Origin of the sequence: Pseudomonas cerasi (assembly GCF_027983475.1) — a bacterium.
Lineage (GTDB): Bacteria > Pseudomonadota > Gammaproteobacteria > Pseudomonadales > Pseudomonadaceae > Aquipseudomonas > Aquipseudomonas cerasi.
On record NZ_JAQJVM010000002.1, the window covers coordinates 262,515 to 282,183 of the forward strand.

14 protein-coding genes are annotated in these 19,669 nt (G+C 58.5%); all 14 read right to left on the reverse strand.

The genetic code is table 11. The features are described 5' to 3' along the window. Positions 1-7 precede the first annotated feature (7 nt). Entirely contained in the window at positions 8-1,024 is a 1,017-nt protein-coding gene (gene fliG, locus PI739_RS10310) for a flagellar motor switch protein FliG (protein WP_003316807.1), read from the reverse strand. After that, positions 1,017-2,801, reverse strand: a complete 1,785-nt coding sequence (fliF, locus tag PI739_RS10315; protein WP_003436100.1) for a flagellar basal-body MS-ring/collar protein FliF — start codon at positions 2,799-2,801, stop codon at positions 1,017-1,019. The genes fliG and fliF overlap by 8 nt, the downstream gene beginning before the upstream one ends. Before the next feature lie 15 nt (positions 2,802-2,816). Continuing rightward, complete coding sequence (gene fliE, locus PI739_RS10320; protein WP_002554293.1) at positions 2,817-3,146, reverse strand: flagellar hook-basal body complex protein FliE; 330 nt, start codon at positions 3,144-3,146, stop codon at positions 2,817-2,819. Positions 3,147-3,389: 243 nt separating this feature from the next. After that, positions 3,390-4,805, reverse strand: a complete 1,416-nt coding sequence (locus PI739_RS10325; RefSeq protein WP_054081562.1) for a sigma-54-dependent transcriptional regulator — start codon at positions 4,803-4,805, stop codon at positions 3,390-3,392. Continuing rightward, a complete protein-coding gene (locus PI739_RS10330; RefSeq protein ID WP_003370117.1) occupies positions 4,805-6,019 on the reverse strand; it encodes a sensor histidine kinase in 1,215 nt (404 codons plus the stop codon). The genes PI739_RS10325 and PI739_RS10330 overlap by 1 nt, the downstream gene beginning before the upstream one ends. A 122-nt stretch (positions 6,020-6,141) precedes the next feature. Then, positions 6,142-7,617 carry a transcriptional regulator FleQ gene (gene fleQ / locus PI739_RS10335; RefSeq protein ID WP_003316803.1) on the reverse strand — a complete coding sequence of 492 codons (1,476 nt, stop codon included), beginning with the start codon at positions 7,615-7,617 and terminating at the stop codon, positions 6,142-6,144. 177 nt (positions 7,618-7,794) lie between these two features. After that, a complete protein-coding gene (gene fliT / locus PI739_RS10340) occupies positions 7,795-8,091 on the reverse strand; it encodes a flagellar protein FliT (protein WP_003370114.1) in 297 nt (98 codons plus the stop codon). 24 nt (positions 8,092-8,115) lie between these two features. Further along, positions 8,116-8,505: a flagellar export chaperone FliS gene (fliS, locus tag PI739_RS10345; protein WP_003370112.1), complete on the reverse strand. Its 390-nt coding sequence runs from the start codon at positions 8,503-8,505 to the stop codon at positions 8,116-8,118. Positions 8,506-8,629: 124 nt separating this feature from the next. Continuing rightward, positions 8,630-10,111 carry a flagellar filament capping protein FliD gene (gene fliD, locus PI739_RS10350; protein ID WP_003370109.1) on the reverse strand — a complete coding sequence of 494 codons (1,482 nt, stop codon included), beginning with the start codon at positions 10,109-10,111 and terminating at the stop codon, positions 8,630-8,632. Positions 10,112-10,194: 83 nt separating this feature from the next. Continuing rightward, on the reverse strand, positions 10,195-10,587 hold the full coding sequence (locus tag PI739_RS10355) for a flagellar protein FlaG (protein ID WP_003370107.1): 393 nt from the start codon (positions 10,585-10,587) through the stop codon (positions 10,195-10,197). Between the two features lie 72 nt (positions 10,588-10,659). Next, a complete protein-coding gene (locus PI739_RS10360; protein WP_003370106.1) occupies positions 10,660-11,508 on the reverse strand; it encodes a flagellin domain-containing protein in 849 nt (282 codons plus the stop codon). 328 nt (positions 11,509-11,836) lie between these two features. Beyond that, positions 11,837-12,763, reverse strand: coding sequence for a ketoacyl-ACP synthase III (locus PI739_RS10365; RefSeq protein WP_003436094.1), 927 nt, complete (start codon positions 12,761-12,763; stop codon positions 11,837-11,839). A gap of 307 nt (positions 12,764-13,070) precedes the next feature. Next, positions 13,071-15,977: a TIGR00180 family glycosyltransferase gene (locus PI739_RS10370; RefSeq protein WP_271351803.1), complete on the reverse strand. Its 2,907-nt coding sequence runs from the start codon at positions 15,975-15,977 to the stop codon at positions 13,071-13,073. A 114-nt stretch (positions 15,978-16,091) separates the two neighbouring features. Further along, positions 16,092-19,664: a glycosyltransferase gene (locus PI739_RS10375; protein ID WP_072366884.1), complete on the reverse strand. Its 3,573-nt coding sequence runs from the start codon at positions 19,662-19,664 to the stop codon at positions 16,092-16,094. Positions 19,665-19,669 lie beyond the last annotated feature (5 nt).

Here is a 19,669-nt window from a genome sequence, read left to right on the forward strand (position 1 = left end):
TGAATCCTTAGATCATTTCCTCGCCACCCTTGCCACCGAGTACGATCTCGCCGGCCTCGGCCATACGACGTGCAATGGTGAGGATTTCTTTCTGGGCGGTTTCCACATCGCTGACACGCACCGGACCTTTTGCTTCCAGGTCGTCGCGGAGCAGCTCGGAGGCACGCTTGGACATGTTCTTGAAGATTTTTTCCTTGATTGCTTCGTCGGAGCCCTTGAGCGCCAGTACCAGCACGTCCGAGGATACTTCGCGCAGCAGCGCCTGGATACCGCGATCGTCCACGTCGGAAAGATTGTTGAAGACGAACATGAGGTCTTCGATCTGCACCGACAGGTCTTCGTCGACCTCGCGGATCGAGTCCATGAGCGAACCTTCGATCGAGCTGTCGAGAAAGTTCATGATATCGGCCGCACGCTTGATACCGCCCAGGGTGGTACGCGACGTGTTGGCGTTACCGGAGAACTGCTTCTCGAGAATCTGGTTCAATTCCTTGAGAGCCGCTGGCTGTACGGTGTTGAGCGAAGACACGCGCAGGATGATATCGAGGCGCACCTTGTGATCGAAATGCCCAAGCACCTCGCCCGCCTGATCGGCATCGAGATAGGCGACCACGATGGCCTGAATCTGCGGGTGCTCGAAACGGATCACGTCGGCGACCGCACGCGGCTCCATCCACTTGAGGCTGTCCAGGCCGCTGGTATTGCCACCCAGCAGAATCCGGTCGATCAGGCCGTTGGCCTTGTCCTCGCCCAGTGCCTGGGTCAGCATCTTGCGGATATAGCCGTCGGAACCGACGCCAAGGCTGGTCTGATCGCCGACGATGTCGACGAATTCGCTCATGACCTCTTCGACCTGCTCGCGATGCACGTTGCGCATCTGCGCCATCGCCACACCCACTTTCTGGACTTCCTTGGGGCCCATGTGCCGGAGCACCTGAGCCGCATCGGTTTCGCCCAGCGAGAGCAACAGTACAGCCGCTTTTTCAACTTTGGAGAGTTTGGCTACCATGGCTCGTTCATTCATCAGTGTTGATCCACTCTTTCACAACCTGAGCCACACGGCCAGGATCCTCAGCCACCAAACTCTTGATTGCATTCAGCTGTGCGTCATAGCCTTCGGTCGGGCTTGGCAGCAGAATGCTCTGCGGGCCACCCAGACTTACGCGATCGTTGGACAATTCGCCGTCCAGACCGCCCATGCCACCCAGTTCGGCGTCGCCGCCGAAACCTGCCAGTTCCTTGCGCTTGCCATTGGTGATGTTGTTCAACACCGGGCGCAGTACACCGAACACCAGGATCAGGATGAAGATCACGCCAACAGCCTGCTTGACGATGTCCCAGAACCAGGGTTGCGAATAGAACGACGCTTCAGGCAGCACTTCAGCGCGTTCGCTGGAGAACGGCACGTTGATCACGCTGACGCTGTCGCCGCGGCTGGCGTCGAAACCGACGGCATCCTGTACCAGCCGCGTGAAGCGAGCGAGATCCGCCGCGCTCCATGGAGCACGGGTGACTTCGCCATTGGCCGCGTTGGTCTTGACCATGTCATCGACCACTACCGCAACCGAAAGGCGGGTCAGACGGCCCTGCTGCTGCTTGGTGTGACTGATGGAACGGTCAAGCTCGAAGTTCTTGGTCGACTGCACGCGCTTGTCGGCCGGGTATGGCGCCAACGCGGGCTGACCGGTTGCCGGGTCCATGATCTGCTGACCATTGGCATCCAGCAGGGGTTGGCCTGGAGCGATAGGGCCGGCTGCACCGGCTGCACCACCGCCTGCAGTCTGCGGAGCCGTCGCCGGGCCGGGCGGCTGATTGCTCAGCGCCCCCGGAACGCCGCCCGAGCTTGAGCTGCTGGAACGTTGTTCATTGACCGACTGCTCGCTGCGCAAGGCAGGTTGATCAGGGTTGAAGCTTTCGGCGGTCGATTCGACAGCGCTGAAATCAACCACTGCCGAGACCTCGGCCTTATAGCGGTCATTGCCCAGAATCGGCTGCAGAATGTTCTGCACGCGCTGGGTGAGCATGCTTTCCATGCGACGGCTGTAGTCGAATTGCTTGCCGGCCATTGTCAGCTCGGAGTTTTCCGCCTGATCGGAAAGCAGAGCCCCCTTCTGGTCAACGACGGTAATCTGCGACTTGCTGAGCTCGGGAACACTGGTGGCCACCAGATTGATGATGGCCATGACCTGACTCGGCTCCAGCGAACGACCGGCGTACAGCTCGACCAGTACCGAAGCGCTTGGCTTGCGGTCATCACGGACGAATACCGAGCTTTTCGGAATCGCCAGGTGCACGCGGGCACCCTTGACGTTGTTCAACGCAGAAATGGTACGCGCCAGCTCGCCTTCCAGGCCACGACGATAACGCGTGGCTTCCATGAACTGACTGGTGCCCAGCCCCTGATCCTTGTCGAGGATTTCGAAACCGATGTTGGCGTCGTTCTGTACCACACCCGCCTGAGCCAGTTGGATGCGCGCACGCTGCACATCATCGGACTTCACCAACAGCGCACCGGAGTTCGGCTCGACGGTGTAGTTGATGTTCGCTGCAGTCAGGGTGTCCATGATCTGCTTGCTGTCCATGCCCGCCAGACTGCCATAAAGCGGACGATAGTCAGGCTGCTGGGACCAGAGCACCACGGCGAAGCCGATGGCCACGCTCGCGGCAAGACCGACCATGAGGCCGATCTGACGCAGCATGGTCATTTCGGAAAGATTTTCCAGAAAAGACATACCGAACAACGGTTTTCTTTCGGAAGCGCCCGCTCTTGCAGGAACGGTATCGGCAGCTGCTTCAGCCATGACTCAGTACGTCCCTTAAACCGGCATCTGCATGATGTCTTGGTAAGCTTGAACCAGCTTGTTACGTACCTGGGTCAACGCCTGAAAAGACACGCTGGCTTTCTGCGACGAAATCATGACGTCGGTCAGATCCACGCCGCTCTTGCCGATTTCGAATGCATTGGCCAACTGGCTGGAAGCCTGCTGGGTCTGCGCGACCTTGTTGACGGCCTGACCAAGCATGTCAGCGAAGCTGCTGGCACCGGCTTCCTGCGCACCGGACACGGGCTTGGGCGCAGACATCGCGTCCATCTGCATGGCCCGCATATCCAACATCAAGCGATTAAATTCAACACCTTGGCTCATGGACATATCTCTCGTAAGGCCCGCAAATTTTTGACACTGATTCAGCGGGTACAGAAGGTATAGCAACAACGATGCCAGCTAGATGGCGGCTATTTGCCACACCAGATGAGTGCATCATGTCGCTTGACACGAGGTCGCGCCGGACCGCCCGTATTCACGGGGCGCCGGGTTTAATTTCAGGCTTGCATCACAGCAAAAATATTCAGGGACCGCCGATCGGGAACGGCAATCACTGTGCGTTGCTCATGTGGCAAACAGATAGGCCTCCACATCCATTCCGGCGTCACGCATCTGCGCCAGCTTGTAACGCAATGTACGCGGGCTGATACCCAGGCGTTCCGCAGCCTCCTTGCGACGTCCCCGTTCAGAACGCAGGGTGTCGATGATCATTTGAAACTCGTGACGCCTGAGGTCATCGCCCAGCGCGCCGACCGATTCCGGACTGACACCGGCACCTGCATTCTCCGCCACGACAGTGCCAATCACAGCCGCTGCCGCCTCGACAGGCGCAGCAACAGGCAGGCTGGTGACCGGCCCGGACAGACAGAAATCCTGCGCCTGAATCACCCCGCCCTGCTGCAGAATCAAGGCCCGCTGCACGGCATTGTCCAGCTCCCGGACATTTCCGGGCCATGGATAGCTCACCAGACACTGTTGCGCTTCGGCGGAAAGACGCACCGGCGCATGCTTCATTTTATTGACGTGCTTGGCCAGAAGCCGCTCGGCCAATGGCAGAATATCGGCAGTCCTTTGACGCAACGCCTGCCATGCCAGTGGAAATACCGACAGGCGATAAAACAGATCCTCACGGAAACGCCCCGCCGCCACCTCACCCGCCAGATCGCGGTTGGTGGTCGCCACGACGCGAATGTCCAGAAGGATCGGTTTGCGCGCACCGACGCGCTCGACTTCGCGTTCCTGCAACACACGCAGCAATTTGGCTTGCAGCCCCAGAGGCATTTCGGAAATCTCGTCCAGCAGGATTGTCCCGCCGTCCGCCTGCTCGAACTTGCCAGCCTGTGCCGCAATGGCGCCGGTAAACGAACCCTTTTCATGGCCGAATAACGTGGCTTCCAGCATATTGTCCGGAATCGCTGCACAGTTGATCGCAATAAAAGGTTTATCGGCACGGGGCGAGTTTTGATGAATGAAACGCGCCAAAACCTCTTTACCGGTCCCGGACTCGCCGGAGATCAGCACGGTGGAATCGCTTTTCGCCACGCGGCTGGCCAGGTTCAGCAACTGGATACTGGCGGGCTCGACAGCAATCGGCCCATCGCGCTCGGCAGGCTCCAGACGACCCAGTGCGTGCCGCCCAACCAGCGCGATCAGCGCCTTGGGCTCGAAGGGCTTGACCAGGTAATCCGCAGCCCCCTGGCGCATGGCCTCGACCGCGCGCTCGACTGCGCCATGCGCAGTCATCAGCAACACCGGCAATTGCGGATGCCGGCTGCGCAACAGACTCAGCAACTGGTGACCGTCCATGCCCGGCATGTTGACGTCACTGATCACCAGACTGAAGGGCCGCGCCTCGGCGGCCACCAGCGCCTCTTCGGCGGAACCGACCGCCTGATAGCCATAACCGGCCAGCTCGAGGGTTTCCCCAAGCGCTTCGCGGAGCGAACGGTCATCCTCGACCAGCAGCACATTGATCGGCATCAGTTATTACCTGTCGAACTGGAAGCCGGGATCAATGGCAGACTGATAATGGCGCAGGTACCACGGCCAACCCGCGACAAATAATGCACGCGCCCCTGATGCGCACGCGACACCGCAGTTACCACGGCCAGACCAAGCCCTGTGCCGGTGGTCTTGGTGGTAAAGAACGGCTCACCGATGCGAGCCAGACCGGCCTTGTCAATGCCGCTGCCGTTATCGCTGAAGCAGATCCGCAGCACATTGCCGCGACTGTAGGCGTGAATCTTCAGCAGTGTCCGGCCAGCGCTGGCCTGGACAGCGTTTTCAATCAGATTGAGCAGTGCGCCGACCAATGTGTCGCGATTGCACAGCAGCTCGCCATCGATGCTGTCGCACTGCCAGCGTACCGACACGCCCTGAACATGCGTCGCAGCAGCATTTTGCAGCGCCTGAAACAGAGCACCGGGCGCCAGACGATCCGTCAACGGCAGCTCGCCCCGGGCGAACACCAGCATGTCGCGAACCTGATGCTCCAGCTCATGCAAACGATCCTTGAGCCGCGCAGCGAAACGCTGCTGGGTTTCCACCGGAAGTTCCTGCTCGGTCAAATGGCTGGCGTAGATCATGGCAGCGGATAACGGTGTACGAATCTGATGCGCCAGAGAAGCGACCATACGGCCCAGTGACGACAGGCGCTCGTGACGAGCCAGCTGTTCCTGAAGATGACGGGTTTCGGTCAGGTCATTGAGCAGCACCAGCTGCCCTGGCTCGGCATCCAGCGAACGCGTGGCAATGGAAAGCCTGCGGCCATCCTTGAGCGAGACTTCGTGGCCATCATCTTCACGGGGTGCAAAACAGCGGCTGATCACATGACGCCAGAGCATCCCCAACAGCGGCTGCCCAAGCAGATCGATGGCCGCCGGATTGGCTTCGCGCACGACGCCCATGCCATCAATGACGATCACCCCGCCGGGCAGCAGATCGAGCAGATTCTGCAGTCGGTTGGCCAGGCGTTCTTTTTCCGCCAGCTCCTGAAGGCGCTGGGCACCGGCATGAGCCAGTTCGCCCTTGAGCTCAGTGACGCGCGCTTCAAGCAAGCCGTAGGAGTCGGTCAGTTGCGCCGACATTTGATTGAACAGCGAGAATGCCTGCTCAAGCCCCTGACGACTTTCCAGTTCCGGGGAGTACTGAGCCTGAACAGATAGGGCGGAAGTCAGTTGGGCGGCCTGGGACATGATTCATCTCTCTCGTGGCGAACCGTCAGTAAACGGTGTGTTAAGAGAGACTTAGCAATCCCCGTGCCTAAAAAAAACCCCTGAAAAATCAGGGGCTTGGTTTTTGGCACAAAAAACCGGCGTCAATCATCTGCCTGTTCATCGCCCTCACGACGACTCATACCGTACTTGCGCATCTTCTCGACCAGCGTGGTCCGACGAATGCGCAGGCGCTCCGCAGCGCGAGCAACGATGCCGTTGGCATCGTCCAGCGCCTGCTGAATAAGGCCCTGCTCCAGACCACCGAGGTAGTCTTTCAGATCGAGCCCTTCAGGCGGCAGCATCGCGCCGGAAGCGAAGTTCGGCGTATTGCTGTTGATCGCCACACGCTCTTCGATCTCGCTGCGCATGCTGTCGACCATCTGCTCGTCTTCGTCGTCGACGTAGCGAAACTTCTTTGGCAGCTCGGCCACACCAATCACACCATACGGATGCATGATCGCCATGCGCTCGACCAGGTTGGCCAGCTCACGGACGTTGCCCGGCCAGGCATGGCGACACAGCGACATGATGGCTGCGGAGTTGAAGCGAATCGAACCGCGCTTCTCGTGCTCCATACGCGAAATCAATTCGTTCATGAGCAGCGGGATGTCTTCGACACGCTCACGCAACGGCGCCATCTCGATCGGGAACACGTTGAGACGGTAGTAAAGATCTTCGCGGAAGCTGCCCAGCTCGATCATGGTCTCGAGATTCTTGTGCGTTGCGGCGATGATGCGCACATCGATGCTCTGCGTCTTGTTGCTGCCCACACGCTCGAACGTGCGCTCCTGCAAGACGCGCAGCAGCTTGACCTGCATCGGCAGCGGCATGTCGCCGATTTCGTCAAGGAACAAGGTGCCGCCGTTGGCCAGCTCGAAGCGGCCGGCACGGCTGGTGATCGCGCCGGTAAACGCGCCCTTCTCGTGTCCGAACAGCTCGCTTTCGAGCAGTTCGGCCGGAATGGCACCGCAGTTGACCGGCACGAACGGCGCATCTCGGCGCTTGGAGTGGTAGTGCAGGTTACGCGCAACCACTTCCTTGCCCGTCCCCGACTCACCAAGGATCAGTACGCTGGCGTCGGTGTCAGCGACCTGCTGCATCATCTGCCGCACGTGCTGAATCGCGCGGCTGGTACCTACCAGACTGCGGAACAGGTTCGGTTCACGATGACGGCCGCGCTCGCGCGCCTGGTCGTACATCTCGCGGTAGACCTGGGCACGGTGCAGCGAATCGAGCAGCTTGCTGTAGCTGGGTGGCATTTCGAGTGCGGAGAGCACTCGCCTGCGCAAATCCTCGGGCAATTCGACAGAGGAATTTTCACTCATCAGCAGCACGGGAAGGAACTCATCCCATGCCGCGATGGTCTTAAGGAGCCCTTGCAGGCTGCCCGGCGCGTTTACGCTGCCGACCAGTACGCACAGTACTTCTCGTGGAGACGCCAGAGAGCCGACCACCTGCTGCCAGTCCTGACTGGAACAGGAGAGATTTTCTTCGCCAAGAAAATTCAGGATCACCGCCAGATCCCGGCGGCGCTGGCTATCGTCATCGATTAGCAGAATCTTGATTTCACGCCACATGCAATAGCAACTTCCCTAGTCAACTCAATGCCCATGATTGGGGGGCAGCTTGGCTTCTCAGATGTATAAACCTTGAGACGCCAGAAAATAGTAAACATCACTAGTTAAGTCAAAAAAACGAACACAGTCAAATTTATGGCGAAATTCTTGTCGAACAATAAAAATGACAATTAAACATTAACCGAACAGATGGTATACCTTCGTAGCACTCTTCGCATTCTGGATTTGAGTCATTTCTTCGACAACCGCTTGACGCTCGCCGGTGGCAACATCAATCAATTGCCGATAGACCCCCAATAACTCCTCAAGGTTGCTGCGCAGAGCAGGTTCGTCATCGGGCGCTTCGCTCACCACCGCGTCGACACACTCGCGACACGCCAGATCAAGCTTGACGATAGCCTCCCAGTCACGCTCGGCCAGTGCCCCTACCAAGGCTTCCCGGGTTTCTTCGATACGCTTGAGCGCAGCACTCATTTCTATTCTCCTCGGAACAGCGGGTTATTGCATGGTACCGATTGCATCCCAGCCTTCCTTGACGGTGATCAACAGGCCAGCGACTTCATCGAGTATCTTCTGATCATTGCGAGCGTTGGCTTCCGCCAGGCGCGTCATCATGTAGTGATACAGGCTGTCCTGCCTGAGCAGCGTGTCACTGGGTGAATTTTCCAGATCCAGCCCCTCACGCAGACCGCCCACAATGTCGATGGCCTTGCTGATGAGTACGCCCTTGTTGGCGACGTCCCTGCGCGCCATGGCGCCCTTGGCCTGAGCGATGCGGTCGAGGCCACCTTCCATCAACATTTGCACCAGACGATGAGGGCTGGCCTCTGAGGTCTGAGCCTGGGAGCCGATCTTCTGATACTGCCGCAACGCTAACATCGGATTCATAAGGGGCCTCGTAACAAATCCAGAATACTGATACTCAAGCTATCGACGCAGTGCGCAGAAACTTTAGCCCAAAAGCAGAAACCCGACACAGAGTCGGGTTGCTGATACTTCCACACTCGTTTTTTTACGAGGCGTTTTTCTGGGCGTTCATCGCTTCAAAAATCGAAGTAATGCTTGAAGCCGTTGCCTTTAACTGCCCGACGACCAAGTCCATTGCGTTGTATTTCTTGGTGAGGGTTGCCGTCAACGTGGTAATACGACGGTTGAGCGCCTCCTGATCACTGGCCAGTCGAGTCTGCACTTTATTGAGGCTGGTGGTCTTGCCAGCCAGAACGCCGTCGGCTTTCGTATAGGGTTCAAGCGCAGTGTTCAAGCGTGCGATCAAGCCACCCGAGGTCGTGCCGTCAGCGCTGGTCACACCGGTGAACATCGCCTGAATCTGGCTGCCCAGCTTCTTGTCGCTCAACGCTGTAGTCAATTCGGTGGTGTTCAACGACAACTTGCCGTCAGCCTGCTGAGTTTTGATCCCCAATTGCGCCAGGGAACTCAAACCGGCATTCGACGTGGCAGTGGAAATCTGGTCGCGTATCGTTGCCAACAGCGCACGCGGGGTGGAGTCGCCGGTCAATGCAGCGGCAGTGTATTTACCCTCACTGTCGACAGTGCCCTTGGTCAACGAGGACACCAGTGAAACCAGCGTGTTGTAAGAGTCGACAAACGACTGCAATGAGGTTTTCAGACCATCGGTGTTGGTGGCGACCGTGACCGTGGTCGATGCCGAAGCAGCAGAAGAAGCGCTGGGCGCGACCAGCTCGAATGTCAGACCGGAAATGGCCGTGCTCACGGTATTGGTCTTGCTGGTCAGACTCAGGCCATCGACCGTGAATGCGGCGTCCTTGGCGACAGCGGTAATCGCACCGGCGCCAGGAATGGCGTTTCCATTGGCATCAGTGCCAGTACTGGATTCACTCATCAACTTGGTGCCATCGATGTTAAGTGCTTCCTGGCCGGAAGCACCCGTCACCGAAATGTCACTGCCCTTGCCGGTGGTCGTCGAACTGAACACCAGCCTGGAACCGTTGTTGTCGTTGATGATGTTGGCGGTGATGCCTTTACCCTGCAGCGTCGAGTTGATCTTGTCGCGCACTTCCTGCAGCGTCGAGGTCTTGTCGATCGCCACGTTGTAATCAGTGCCATTTTGAGTGATTTTCAGCGTACCACTCGGAATAGCACTCGACTGCGTCGAGTCCAGCGCGGCGGTAGCCACCTTCGAAGGTGTTGCCAACTGGCTTATATTAATCGCATAGGTGCCATTGACTGCCGTGTTGCCCGCAGTGGCCTTGACCACCGCTTCATTGGCAGACGTGGCAGCAAAGCCCTGGAAAGCAGGTGTGGTGGAACTGGCGAGAGTGTCCAGTGTTTTCTGGAAAGCAGCCAGTGCAGACGTCAACTGGCTGACACCCGACAGGGATGCAGTCGTGGAGGCGCTCTGCTTGTCGATCTGGTTTTGCTTGGGCGCTTTTTCAGCACCGACAAGACCTTCGACGATGGCGGAAATTGCCAGCCCCGAACCCAGGCCTGTTGAAGATGTAATCGGACTTGCCATGGTGCTTCTCCCTTCAAGAATGCTGCGGGGTTCGCCGCCCTTTCAAAAGGCGAATGACCCGACAACACATACCGTACCGGCGATCAGGCCTTGGCGCGGAACAACAAACTGTTCGCATCACTCAGGCTATCGGCCAGCTTCAGGATTTCTGCATTGGGAATCTGTCGTACTACTTCACCGGAATCGCTTGCAATCACTTTGACAATGACTTTGCCAGAATCTTCGTCGATCGAAAACTCGAGATTGCGCTTGACCTCGTGAAAGAACTTCTGGATGTCCTCGGCGGCTGCCTTGACTTTGGCATCGTCCTTGGAATCATCCTTGTGCAGACCGGAGCCTTTACTTTCAGCCGTGGCGGCAACACGCTCGACGGGCGCCTTATCGGCAGGCTTGTCAACGGACGCGTCCGGCACAGGGGCCTGACTCGTCGGTTGAACGGCCGGATAAGTCACGTTCAACTTCACACTCATATCCATGACCATCACCTCAGAAAGTAAAAAAGCGAGAGAGCACTGTTAAGTACTCCCCCGCTAAAACTCACGCTGATATTACTGAAGCAGTTTCAGTACAGCGGATGGCAGCTGGTTAGCCTGAGCCAGAACAGAGGTGGAAGCCTGTTGCAGAGTCTGTTGCTTGGTCAGCTGTGCAGTTTCAGCAGCGAAGTCGGTATCCTGGATACGACCCAGTGCAGCACTGGCGTTTTCGTTGATGTTCTGCAGGTTGGAGATGGTGCTGGTCAGACGGTTTTGTGCAGCACCGAGATCAGAACGCGTGTTGTTGATGGTCTGCAGAGCCGAGTCGATAGCGGCCATTGCAGCAGAGAAGTTGGTCTCTGCAGCAGCACTGTCGGAACCGACGATGGTGATTGCCGAACCGACACCCAGGGTGTTTGCATCAAAGCTGGCGCTCAGAGTCAGAGTGATCTGGTTCGCGGAGCCGGAGTTGGAGCCAACCTGGAAAGTCATGGTGCTGGCAGAACCGTCGATCAGGTTTTTGCCGTTCAGGTTGGTGCTGTTGGCGATACGGGTCAGCTCAGAACTCATCTGGGTGAATTCTTTGTTCAGTGCAACGCGGTCAGTAGCGCTGTTGCTGTCGTTTCGCGACTGAACAGCCAGTTCACGCATACGCTGCAGAATGTTGGTCGACTCTTGCAGCGCGCCTTCAGCGGTCTGAGCAATGGACATACCGTCGTTGGCGTTTTTGATCGCCATGGTCTGACCTTTGATCTGCGAGTTGATCTTGGTGGCGATGTTCAGGCCAGCAGCGTCGTCTTTGGCGCTGTTGATTTTCAGACCGGAAGACAGACGAGTCATCGAGGTCGAAAGGGCGTCGGAAGCGCGACCCAGGTTCTTCTGGACGTTCAACGATGCTACGTTGGTGTTTACTGTTAAAGCCATGATGAATTCCTCGTTGGTTTGGTACTACGTGGCTTCCGGCCCCTGCAAGCGCCGGGTGTGCCTAGAGAACCTTCGTAATAGTTATCGTCGCGATGGCAGGTTGCTTGAGTGTTTTTTTTTAATATTTTGCCATCACCGTGACACCCCTTATAAAACAAGGGTTTGGGGGCATAAACCCGCGACGCAACAGAGAGAAATTCGTGACAGTCAGAAGTGGCGACAGGCGAGTGCGTTGTGCCACGAAGTTAAAAGTGTGACGTGGATCACTATTTAATTTAAAAACGCCTGGGGATTTATCCGCAGGCGTTCTTTGTCAGGCGAAGTAAACTCAGCCTTTATAGATAATTGCAGAGCCCCAGGAAAGCCCCACACCAAAACCACTCAAGGCGACGCGCGTCCATGAAGAGCCGAGCACGTGCTTTTCGATCAGCAGCGGAATGCTGGATGACACGGTATTGCCGGTTTCGACCATGTCCTTGAGAAACTTCTCGGGCTTGTCTTCAAAGCGCCGCGCGACCGCATCGACGATCGCCGCACTGCCCTGGTGAATACAGAAGGCATCGATGTCGTCGGGGGTCAAATCAGACTCGGCCAATAGCTCGTGCAGATGCGCTGGCACTTTCAACAGTGCGAAGTTGAACACCTGGCGACCGTTCATGAAGAAAATGCCGTTGCTGACCTTGAGATGTGGCGCACCGGAACCATCAGTACCGAATTTCGCCTTGCCCAGCTGCCATTCGGCCCCCTCGCCCATCCAGGTGGCCGTCGCAGCATCACCGAACAGCATGGTGGTATTGCGGTCTTCCGGGTCGACAATTTTCGAGTACGGATCGGCAGTGATCAACAGGCCGTTTTTCAAGCCTGCCGCTTCCATGAAGCCCTTGATCGCATAAATGCCGTACACATAGCCGGAACAGCCCAGCGAAATGTCGAATGCAGCAACGTTGGTCGACAGCCCCAGCTTGTCCTGAACGATGGCCGCGGTGTGCGGCAGCCCTTCCTCGTCGCCATTCTGGGTGACGACGATCAGCACATCGATACTTTCGCGCTTGAGCTGCGGGTTATTGGCAAACAGCGTATTGGCTGCCTCAACGCACAGATCCGAGGTTTCCTGGCCGGCGTCTTTGCGCGGCAGAAAGGTGGAGCCGATCTTCCCAAGGATGAATTCTTCATCCTTGCCGAATTTGGCGCCTTGAGCGTAGTTATCGACACCTGCAACAGGCACGTAACTCGCTATGCTTTTAATGCCAATCATCATGGCTTCCCGATGAGTAAACAGGTCATTTTTCGTCCCGATGAAATCGGAGCGCTACCGAATAGGGGTGATTTACGGACATTTTCAGGGCGCTTGGCAGGTTAAAGCAAGTCAGGCGCATGTCGCTCCCTGTAAAACAATACAGTGGAGATGCACGTTATGACCCGCAGGTCACTCCCGTCTGCATGCTTTACGATAATTTGCGTCGAGGGAACAGGCACTTGATCCTTGCCGACTGCTCTCTGCGAGGAAGCCTTCAAGGCAGCGAACCGGCCGCGAAGCAGCCGGTTTTACGAGGGCGGACGACTCAGCCGGCCAGAGTGAAACCCTTGCCGTCGAGATCCAGATTGGCGTTGTAGGCCTCATCCTGTGCGAACTGCGCTGACCACTTGTCCATCAATGCTTCGCGCGCCTGCTGCGGGGCATGCACCACACCGGAATGCACCACCTGCACATGCGGCGTCCATACCGTCAGGTAGCCGGCCTGCGCAGCCTTGAGGCAAAGATCGACATCGGCAAGCGCTTCGGCGAATAGATCTTCATCCAGACCGCCCACAGCGTTGTACAGCTCCTTGGCAATCATCAGGCAGGCCGATGACACGGCAGAGTAGTTCTGCTCGACCACCAGGCGCTGCATGTAGCCGGTGGCGGTCTTCGGCTCGCCGACAAACCCCGAACCCACGCCGCCATTCAGTCCCAGCACCAGACCGGCCTGAGTCACTGCGCCTTCGCCATTCACCAGCTTGGCGCCTACTACGCCCACTTCCGGGCGCTGCGCCTGGTTGAGCAGTGATTCGATCCAGCCGACATTGACGATCTGACTTTCGGCATCCAGCAGGATCAGGTATTCGCCACCGGCTTCCTGGCTGATCAGATTGCGCAGGGCCGCAGGGCTCATGCGCTGTTCGGCACGGAACACCCGCACGCGACCCGACACCTGCTCCTGCCGGTCAAGCCAGGTCGACAGTTCGGCAGAGGTGCTGGCGTTGTCACCGATCAGCACTTCATAACGCTGATAGCGGGTGCGTTGCAGAATGCTTTGCAGGCAGCGCTGCAATTCGGGCAGGTTGTCCTGGCTGTGCAGCAGGATCGAAACCACCGGCCGATGGGCGTGGCGATAATCGATCTTGTAGGTGCCAGGCTGCGCCGAGCTGACTTCCGCCTGATAACCGCGCTTGCCAAGATGGCGCTTGAGCGCTTTCTGTTCGTCCGGATTGTCTTTCAGTTCGGGCGCATCACAGATCAGCAACGGTTCGCTGAGATGGGCCAGACCGCTCATGCCGCCCTGCTCGATCAGACGCAGCAACAGATCGAATTCCAGCGCCTCGGGAAACTCGCGCGAGTAACCACCCGCCTCGACCAGCAACTCACGGCGCACCAGCCAGTGACGAGCCATCAATGCCGGCAGGCTTTGCAGCAGATCAAGGTTGAAGCCGGGACGGAACACCGGGGTCAGTGTGCCATTGGCTTGACGCTGAATCTCGTCCACGGCAACAGCCCGGCATTGCGCCGCATCGATCAGCTCGGCGCTGGCCAGCAGCAGACCGCTGCGGGTGAACTCTTCGCCGGCCCGTGCCAGCATCAGCCAGTCGCTGGGTGACTGCTTGACGACCTGGTTGATCTTGTCGACGTAGTTGCTTTCGGTGACTTTCACAAAGTGCAGGGTATTGTGCAGCGTGGTCACCGCTGGCAATTCCCCGGTGGTGAACACCACCACCCTGAAGGCCTTGTAGTGACTGTTGATCAGGCTGTCGAACGTGGCCTGCAGCTTGAAGACGTCCGCGTCCAGGTCCAGCAGCAAGATACCGATCTGCGACCCGGCCGGTTTGCTGGCGAGCCTGTCGCTGATCTGCTTGAGGGCCTCAGGCGCCGGATCGCGCGAATCGAGCCAGTTGAGCAGTCGACCGGAAGCCATGCCATCGAACAGCCGACCGTTGTCGAAACCGGATGCCGCCTGCAGACGCTGGCTCCAGGCCGAAACCATTTCGATCTGCTTTTCACTGTCCTTGCCTTTGCTGCTGATCAACTCCGCGATCAGGCTCTGCACGACACCCAGGTTAAAAGCGTAGGTTTCGTAGGCATACCACAGGCGGCTGATGCGCGCTTCAGCATCCGGGTTGCTCTGCTCGCGCAACAATTCAGCCTGCTTGAGCAGCACCGCTTCCAGCCCTTCCAGCTGCAAACGACCCGCTGGCATGATGTGGATCAGGAATTCGATTTTGGCCAGCTCATCGAACAACGCCTGGTTGTAGAACGGCATTTCGACAAACTGACAAGGCTCGAACAGCGCGTCCGATTGCTCAAGGCCGACATTCCACACCGCGCTGATGATTTTCTCATCGCCCTGGAAAGCCTGGGTCTTAAGGCATTCGCCCATGACTGCAAGGCCAGCCTGGATCTTTTGCAGGCCCTGTGCGCCTTCAAAGCCCGAGCCTTCGCCGAGCAGCGCGACCAGTTTTTCGGCGAATGCGTCGCGGGCGGCCCTGGCTTTGGGATCAGTGTGTCTGACGGCTGCGGCAATGGCGGTGCCGTGACGTAGCTCGACCTGCTTGCCCGAGGTGAAGTGCAGTGCATAAGGGATTGGCAGGATGCGCAGGCGGGCCGCAGCAACCAGGTAGTTCATGTGGCCGATTTCCTGCCAGTGCGGCTCGGTGTCATCGGCAACCGAGGTGAACCACTGCTGCGCCAGTTCCGTGCGCGTCACTGCGCTGAGCAGCGACAGACTTTCGCTCATGAAACCCAGAACCCGCTCGCCCGCATCATCTGCGGCATAGTCTTCGCAGGTTTTGCGATCGCGGCGGAAATAGTCCACCTGACCGACCTGCGCCTGATAGCTCAGGCTGTAGCCCTGACAGGCACCGTAGGTCGGGTTGGCCTCGAGAAAGCTCAGCGCTGCGCGCAGTGCATCAGGCAGCAAAAAACTGTCGACCGGAGCCTGGACCACGAAGGGTGTGGTCACCTGTTTGAGCCCCTCTGCGACCCTGACGCCAAGGCTGGCATTGACCAGCGCGTCACTCTGCAGGTAATGCAAGCCAGCGCTCGCGGCAATTTCCGCATCAGGCTGGGCCGATGCATCCACCACTACCAGGTTGCACGGAAACTCGCTGTAATACTTCAAGGCGCGGCGCAGGAAGTCTGGCTGGTCCCTGGCCATCAACAACAGGGTCAGACGCTGATTCAAAGCGTTATGTTCATTTCCCGAATGGCTTTGCATGATCTTTCCTTATAACGAATCGATTGCGCCTTCAACCGCAGCGGGCGTTGAAGCAAGAGCGTAGCGTGACCGCGCCGGCAGGCAACCTGCTGGTGCGTGTTCAAACGGATCGGATCAGTCCGGCAACCAGCCGTTGGCCCAATATTGCAGGTTTTCGCCGCGCAACATGAAGTCGCGCAGTACTGTCTCGCGCAACTCGTCACCCATGCGGTAGCTGGCATTGGGGTCGGACAAGTGCATGCGGATTGCCTGCAACCATTCATCCGAGCTGTTGGTGTACACACGGGTCGCTGGCAGATGGCCCCGATACGCTTCGGTGTCGGAACAGATCACCGGGTAGCCGCAGGCGCCGTACTCAAGCAACCTGAGGTTACTTTTGCAGTCATTGAAAATATGGAATTCCAGCGGCGCCAGTGCCAGATCAAGGTTCAGGCTGGCGAGCTTGGCCGGGTAGGTTTTCAGGCTGACCCCCGGATGGAACTCATGGATGTAGGGCTTGAGCAGGTCCGGGCACATGCCGAAGAATACCCACTCGACTTCATCAGCCAGTTCGCGCACCACATCGACAATCAGCTCCAGGTCCCCGCGATGGCTGGTTCCGCCGCCCCAGCCGATACGCGGCTTGTCGGAGCTGCGACGCTGGCTCCTGAGATTGCTCCACAAATGCGTCGCCAGCATGTTCGGCACGACGCGAATGTCGCTGTGCATGCCCGACAACGCCTCGGCCAGCGGGTGAGTCGAGACCACCACGCGATCACACAGACCTATGCCCTTGCGCAGCATGGCGCCGATATTGTCCGGCATGTTGCGCTTGTGCTCATTGCGCTCGGGGACATCGGCGATGTAGTCATCGAGCTCGAAAATACGCATGGCATTGGAGTAGTTCTTTGCCAGCTCGATGTCCGGGACCTTGGCTTCTGTGTACCGGCCCTGAAAGACGATGACATCTGGCGACTGGCGCTCGATTTCGACGGGCGTCGCGGTCTCGTAAGTCATACGGCCAACCACCCGCCCGGCCGCCATCAACTCCAGCAGAGGCTGGCTGACCCGGTAGTGACCCACCGCCGAAGAGTTGACCGCCATACCGAAAATGAAAGGCAGATGGCGGGTGGAGAACGGACTCCAGCCCGCCAGCAGACCGGGATCGAGGGTGAACGACAGCGCCTCGTTGAGGTACAGGTTGGGATTGTAGGCCTGATCCCTGGCCATTTTCGGCAGCCACTTCTGAAAGAACGATTTCTGCTCGTCATCGAGCGCCTGGCGAGACGCCTCATTACGTTCAACGGCAGCAGGCTCGGCCAGTACCAGCGATGCATCCGGGGTGCCAACGATCAGGTAACCCTCGCGCCCGACGCGCATGCACAGGTCCAGGTCCTGCAGACCCTGCGTGAAGGTCGCCGCCTCCAGTGCGCCAACAGCGTCGAACACCTCCTTGCGCACCATCAGGCAATTGCCACTGACCGCGCTCCAGTTCTGGGTCAACTGCAGACGCTGCATGTAGCCGCTGGCCCCTGCGGGGAAATTGATGAACGGCCGACCGGCCAGGCCATCCATGCCCATGACCATGCCGGCGTACAGAATATTGCCTTGCGGATTGAGGATGCGTGGACCGACGATCCCGACCTCGGGACGCTGGGCATGGTGGATCAGCCCCTGCAGCCAGTCCGCCTGATGGATCAGGGCATAGGCGCTGAGCATCAGCAGATAATCACCACGCGCCTGACCGGCGGCATGATTCTGGGCGGTTGCTTCGCTGCCAGCCTCGGACAGGGAAACAATCCGCAGCTTGTCGCTGCCCAGCTCACTCATCGCCGTGAACCATGCCCGCGCTTCGGCGCTTTCGCTGGCGTTGTCGACGATCAGGACTTCGTAATTCGGGTAGGTGGTGTTGCTGAGCAGACTGTCTATGCAGCGCTCCAGGGCGCCGAGTTGATCCCTGGCGGTGATGATGATCGAGACCAGAGGCAGCGACGGATGAACGTACTCGATGCGATTGAGCAACGGCAACTGATCGTGATGAATGACGTGCTCTCTGCCGATCCGCGACAGGTGGGCCGCAACCAGAGGTTCGCTGTGCTCGATGACACAAGGCAGTGACAGCCAGTCGGCGAATGCCAGACGCGACTCGACCTGCACTTCGGCGATGTGCTCGATGCTCTGCGGCCCTGCCCCCTCGACCAGACGCCAGATCACATCGTGCGGGGCGAGTTCATCGAAGGCCGGATCGAAACCACCCATGTCCAGCAGATTTCGCCGCTCGAACGCCAGCGTGCGCCCGACATAGGGATAGGCACGCAGCAGATCCAGGTTGAAGCCCGGTTTGAAAATAGGCTCTCTGGACTCGTCCTCAACCAGCGCGCCTTCGTCGCTGTAGACACACAGCAGACCGGGAGTCTGGGCAATACGCTCGGCCAGAATCAGCAGCGCCGGCTGCGTCAGCCGGTCACCGGCGCGCAACAGGTAGACCCAGTCGGCACTCTCCAGCAGTGGCAATACTTCGTTCAGCTGCCGAGCCCAGTCCGGCTGCAGAGAAAAACGCAGCACCTGCGGATCGTCGACACTGGCGTTGGTCAGTACCACCACCGAGTCTGCGGCATAGTCCTGTTCGGCCAGGCTGCGCAAGGTGATGTCGAGGGCTTCGGCATCACCCTGCTGATCGATGATCACCGGCACAATACGTGGCTGCCATGCCCAACTCACTATGCGTTGTTCGAGCAGCTTTTTTTGCGGCTCGGAAAACCGGCGGCAGGACAGCCATTCGGCGTACAGTTCGGCATAGCTGTCACTGGCACTGCCGACGCGGCTCATCATCACGCCCTGGCGACCCGCCATCACCCCGTAAAGGCCGACCTCGTCCCACTCGCGCGGCTCTTCGTGCGCGCGGCGCAGAGGCAGAAAACGTACCCAGCCCTGAGCCGGTGCGTCTTCGCCGCTGCGCGCCTTGAGCATTTCGTTCAGCCAGCCCCATTCGGTGGTGGCTTTCTGGTACATATCGCCCTGACTGCTGAAGCGCCCCGGGTGCAGGCGTTCGGTACTCTGGATGCTGTGCAGCACAACCAGATTGCCGCGCCGCAGCAGGCAGATGAACAGCGTGAAATCCAGCAGCGCAACGAAGCCTTGCGGCAGCGCAATGGACGGCAGGTATTCCTGCACATCGGCGCGACGCATCATCGCGCCACTGAAACCGCCCAGATAATTGCGCGGCGTGCGCTCGAAAATCGCCAGCATGTCCTCGCCCTTGAACACAGCGTCGTAAGGCACCAGACCAACGTTTTCCATGCGGGCCGGCAGGACATAATCATCGACGTCCACCAGATGGCGTTTGCTGACGACGAGCTGGACATCCTTGTAGGTATCGAGGGTTTGCGCCTGATGCGCAACGCAGTAGTTATAGAGGCGGTCGTCATCGCAGAGAAACTTGATGTATTCGCCGCTCGCCTGCTCCAGACACTTGAGCAGATTGCCCTGAAATCCCAGGCGCTGAGGATTGCGCAGGTAACGGGCCCGGTCGCTGTCGGGAGCTACCAGCTCGTCGAAAATCGCCTTGATCTCGTCGCTACGGCAATCGTCACAGACGATGATTTCGAGATTGTCGTAGACCTGGTCGAGCGCACTTTGCAGCGCTGCGCGGAAGAAGCGCGAATTGAAGGCGGGAATGACAATACTGACGAGGGGGACTGAATTCACTATGA

Bases quoted from the DNA above. Each gene is read 5' to 3' on its own strand.
- fleQ (WP_003316803.1), bottom strand. From the start codon at position 7,617: ATGTGGCGTGAAATCAAGATTCTGCTAATCGATGACGATAGCCAGCGC.
- fliD (WP_003370109.1), bottom strand. From the start codon at position 10,111: ATGGCAAGTCCGATTACATCTTCAACAGGCCTGGGTTCGGGGCTGGCA.
- fliT (WP_003370114.1), bottom strand. From the start codon at position 8,091: ATGAGTGCTGCGCTCAAGCGTATCGAAGAAACCCGGGAAGCCTTGGTA.
- fliF (WP_003436100.1), bottom strand. From the start codon at position 2,801: ATGGCTGAAGCAGCTGCCGATACCGTTCCTGCAAGAGCGGGCGCTTCC.
- PI739_RS10365 (WP_003436094.1), bottom strand. From the start codon at position 12,763: ATGATTGGCATTAAAAGCATAGCGAGTTACGTGCCTGTTGCAGGTGTC.
- PI739_RS10360 (WP_003370106.1), bottom strand. From the start codon at position 11,508: ATGGCTTTAACAGTAAACACCAACGTAGCATCGTTGAACGTCCAGAAG.
- fliG (WP_003316807.1), bottom strand. From the start codon at position 1,024: ATGAATGAACGAGCCATGGTAGCCAAACTCTCCAAAGTTGAAAAAGCG.
- PI739_RS10330 (WP_003370117.1), bottom strand. From the start codon at position 6,019: ATGTCCCAGGCCGCCCAACTGACTTCCGCCCTATCTGTTCAGGCTCAG.
- PI739_RS10355 (WP_003370107.1), bottom strand. From the start codon at position 10,587: ATGGATATGAGTGTGAAGTTGAACGTGACTTATCCGGCCGTTCAACCG.
- fliS (WP_003370112.1), bottom strand. From the start codon at position 8,505: ATGAATCCGATGTTAGCGTTGCGGCAGTATCAGAAGATCGGCTCCCAG.
- fliE (WP_002554293.1), bottom strand. From the start codon at position 3,146: ATGAGCCAAGGTGTTGAATTTAATCGCTTGATGTTGGATATGCGGGCC.
- PI739_RS10370 (WP_271351803.1), bottom strand. From the start codon at position 15,977: ATGCAAAGCCATTCGGGAAATGAACATAACGCTTTGAATCAGCGTCTG.
- PI739_RS10325 (WP_054081562.1), bottom strand. From the start codon at position 4,805: ATGCCGATCAATGTGCTGCTGGTCGAGGATGACCGTTCGCTCCGCGAA.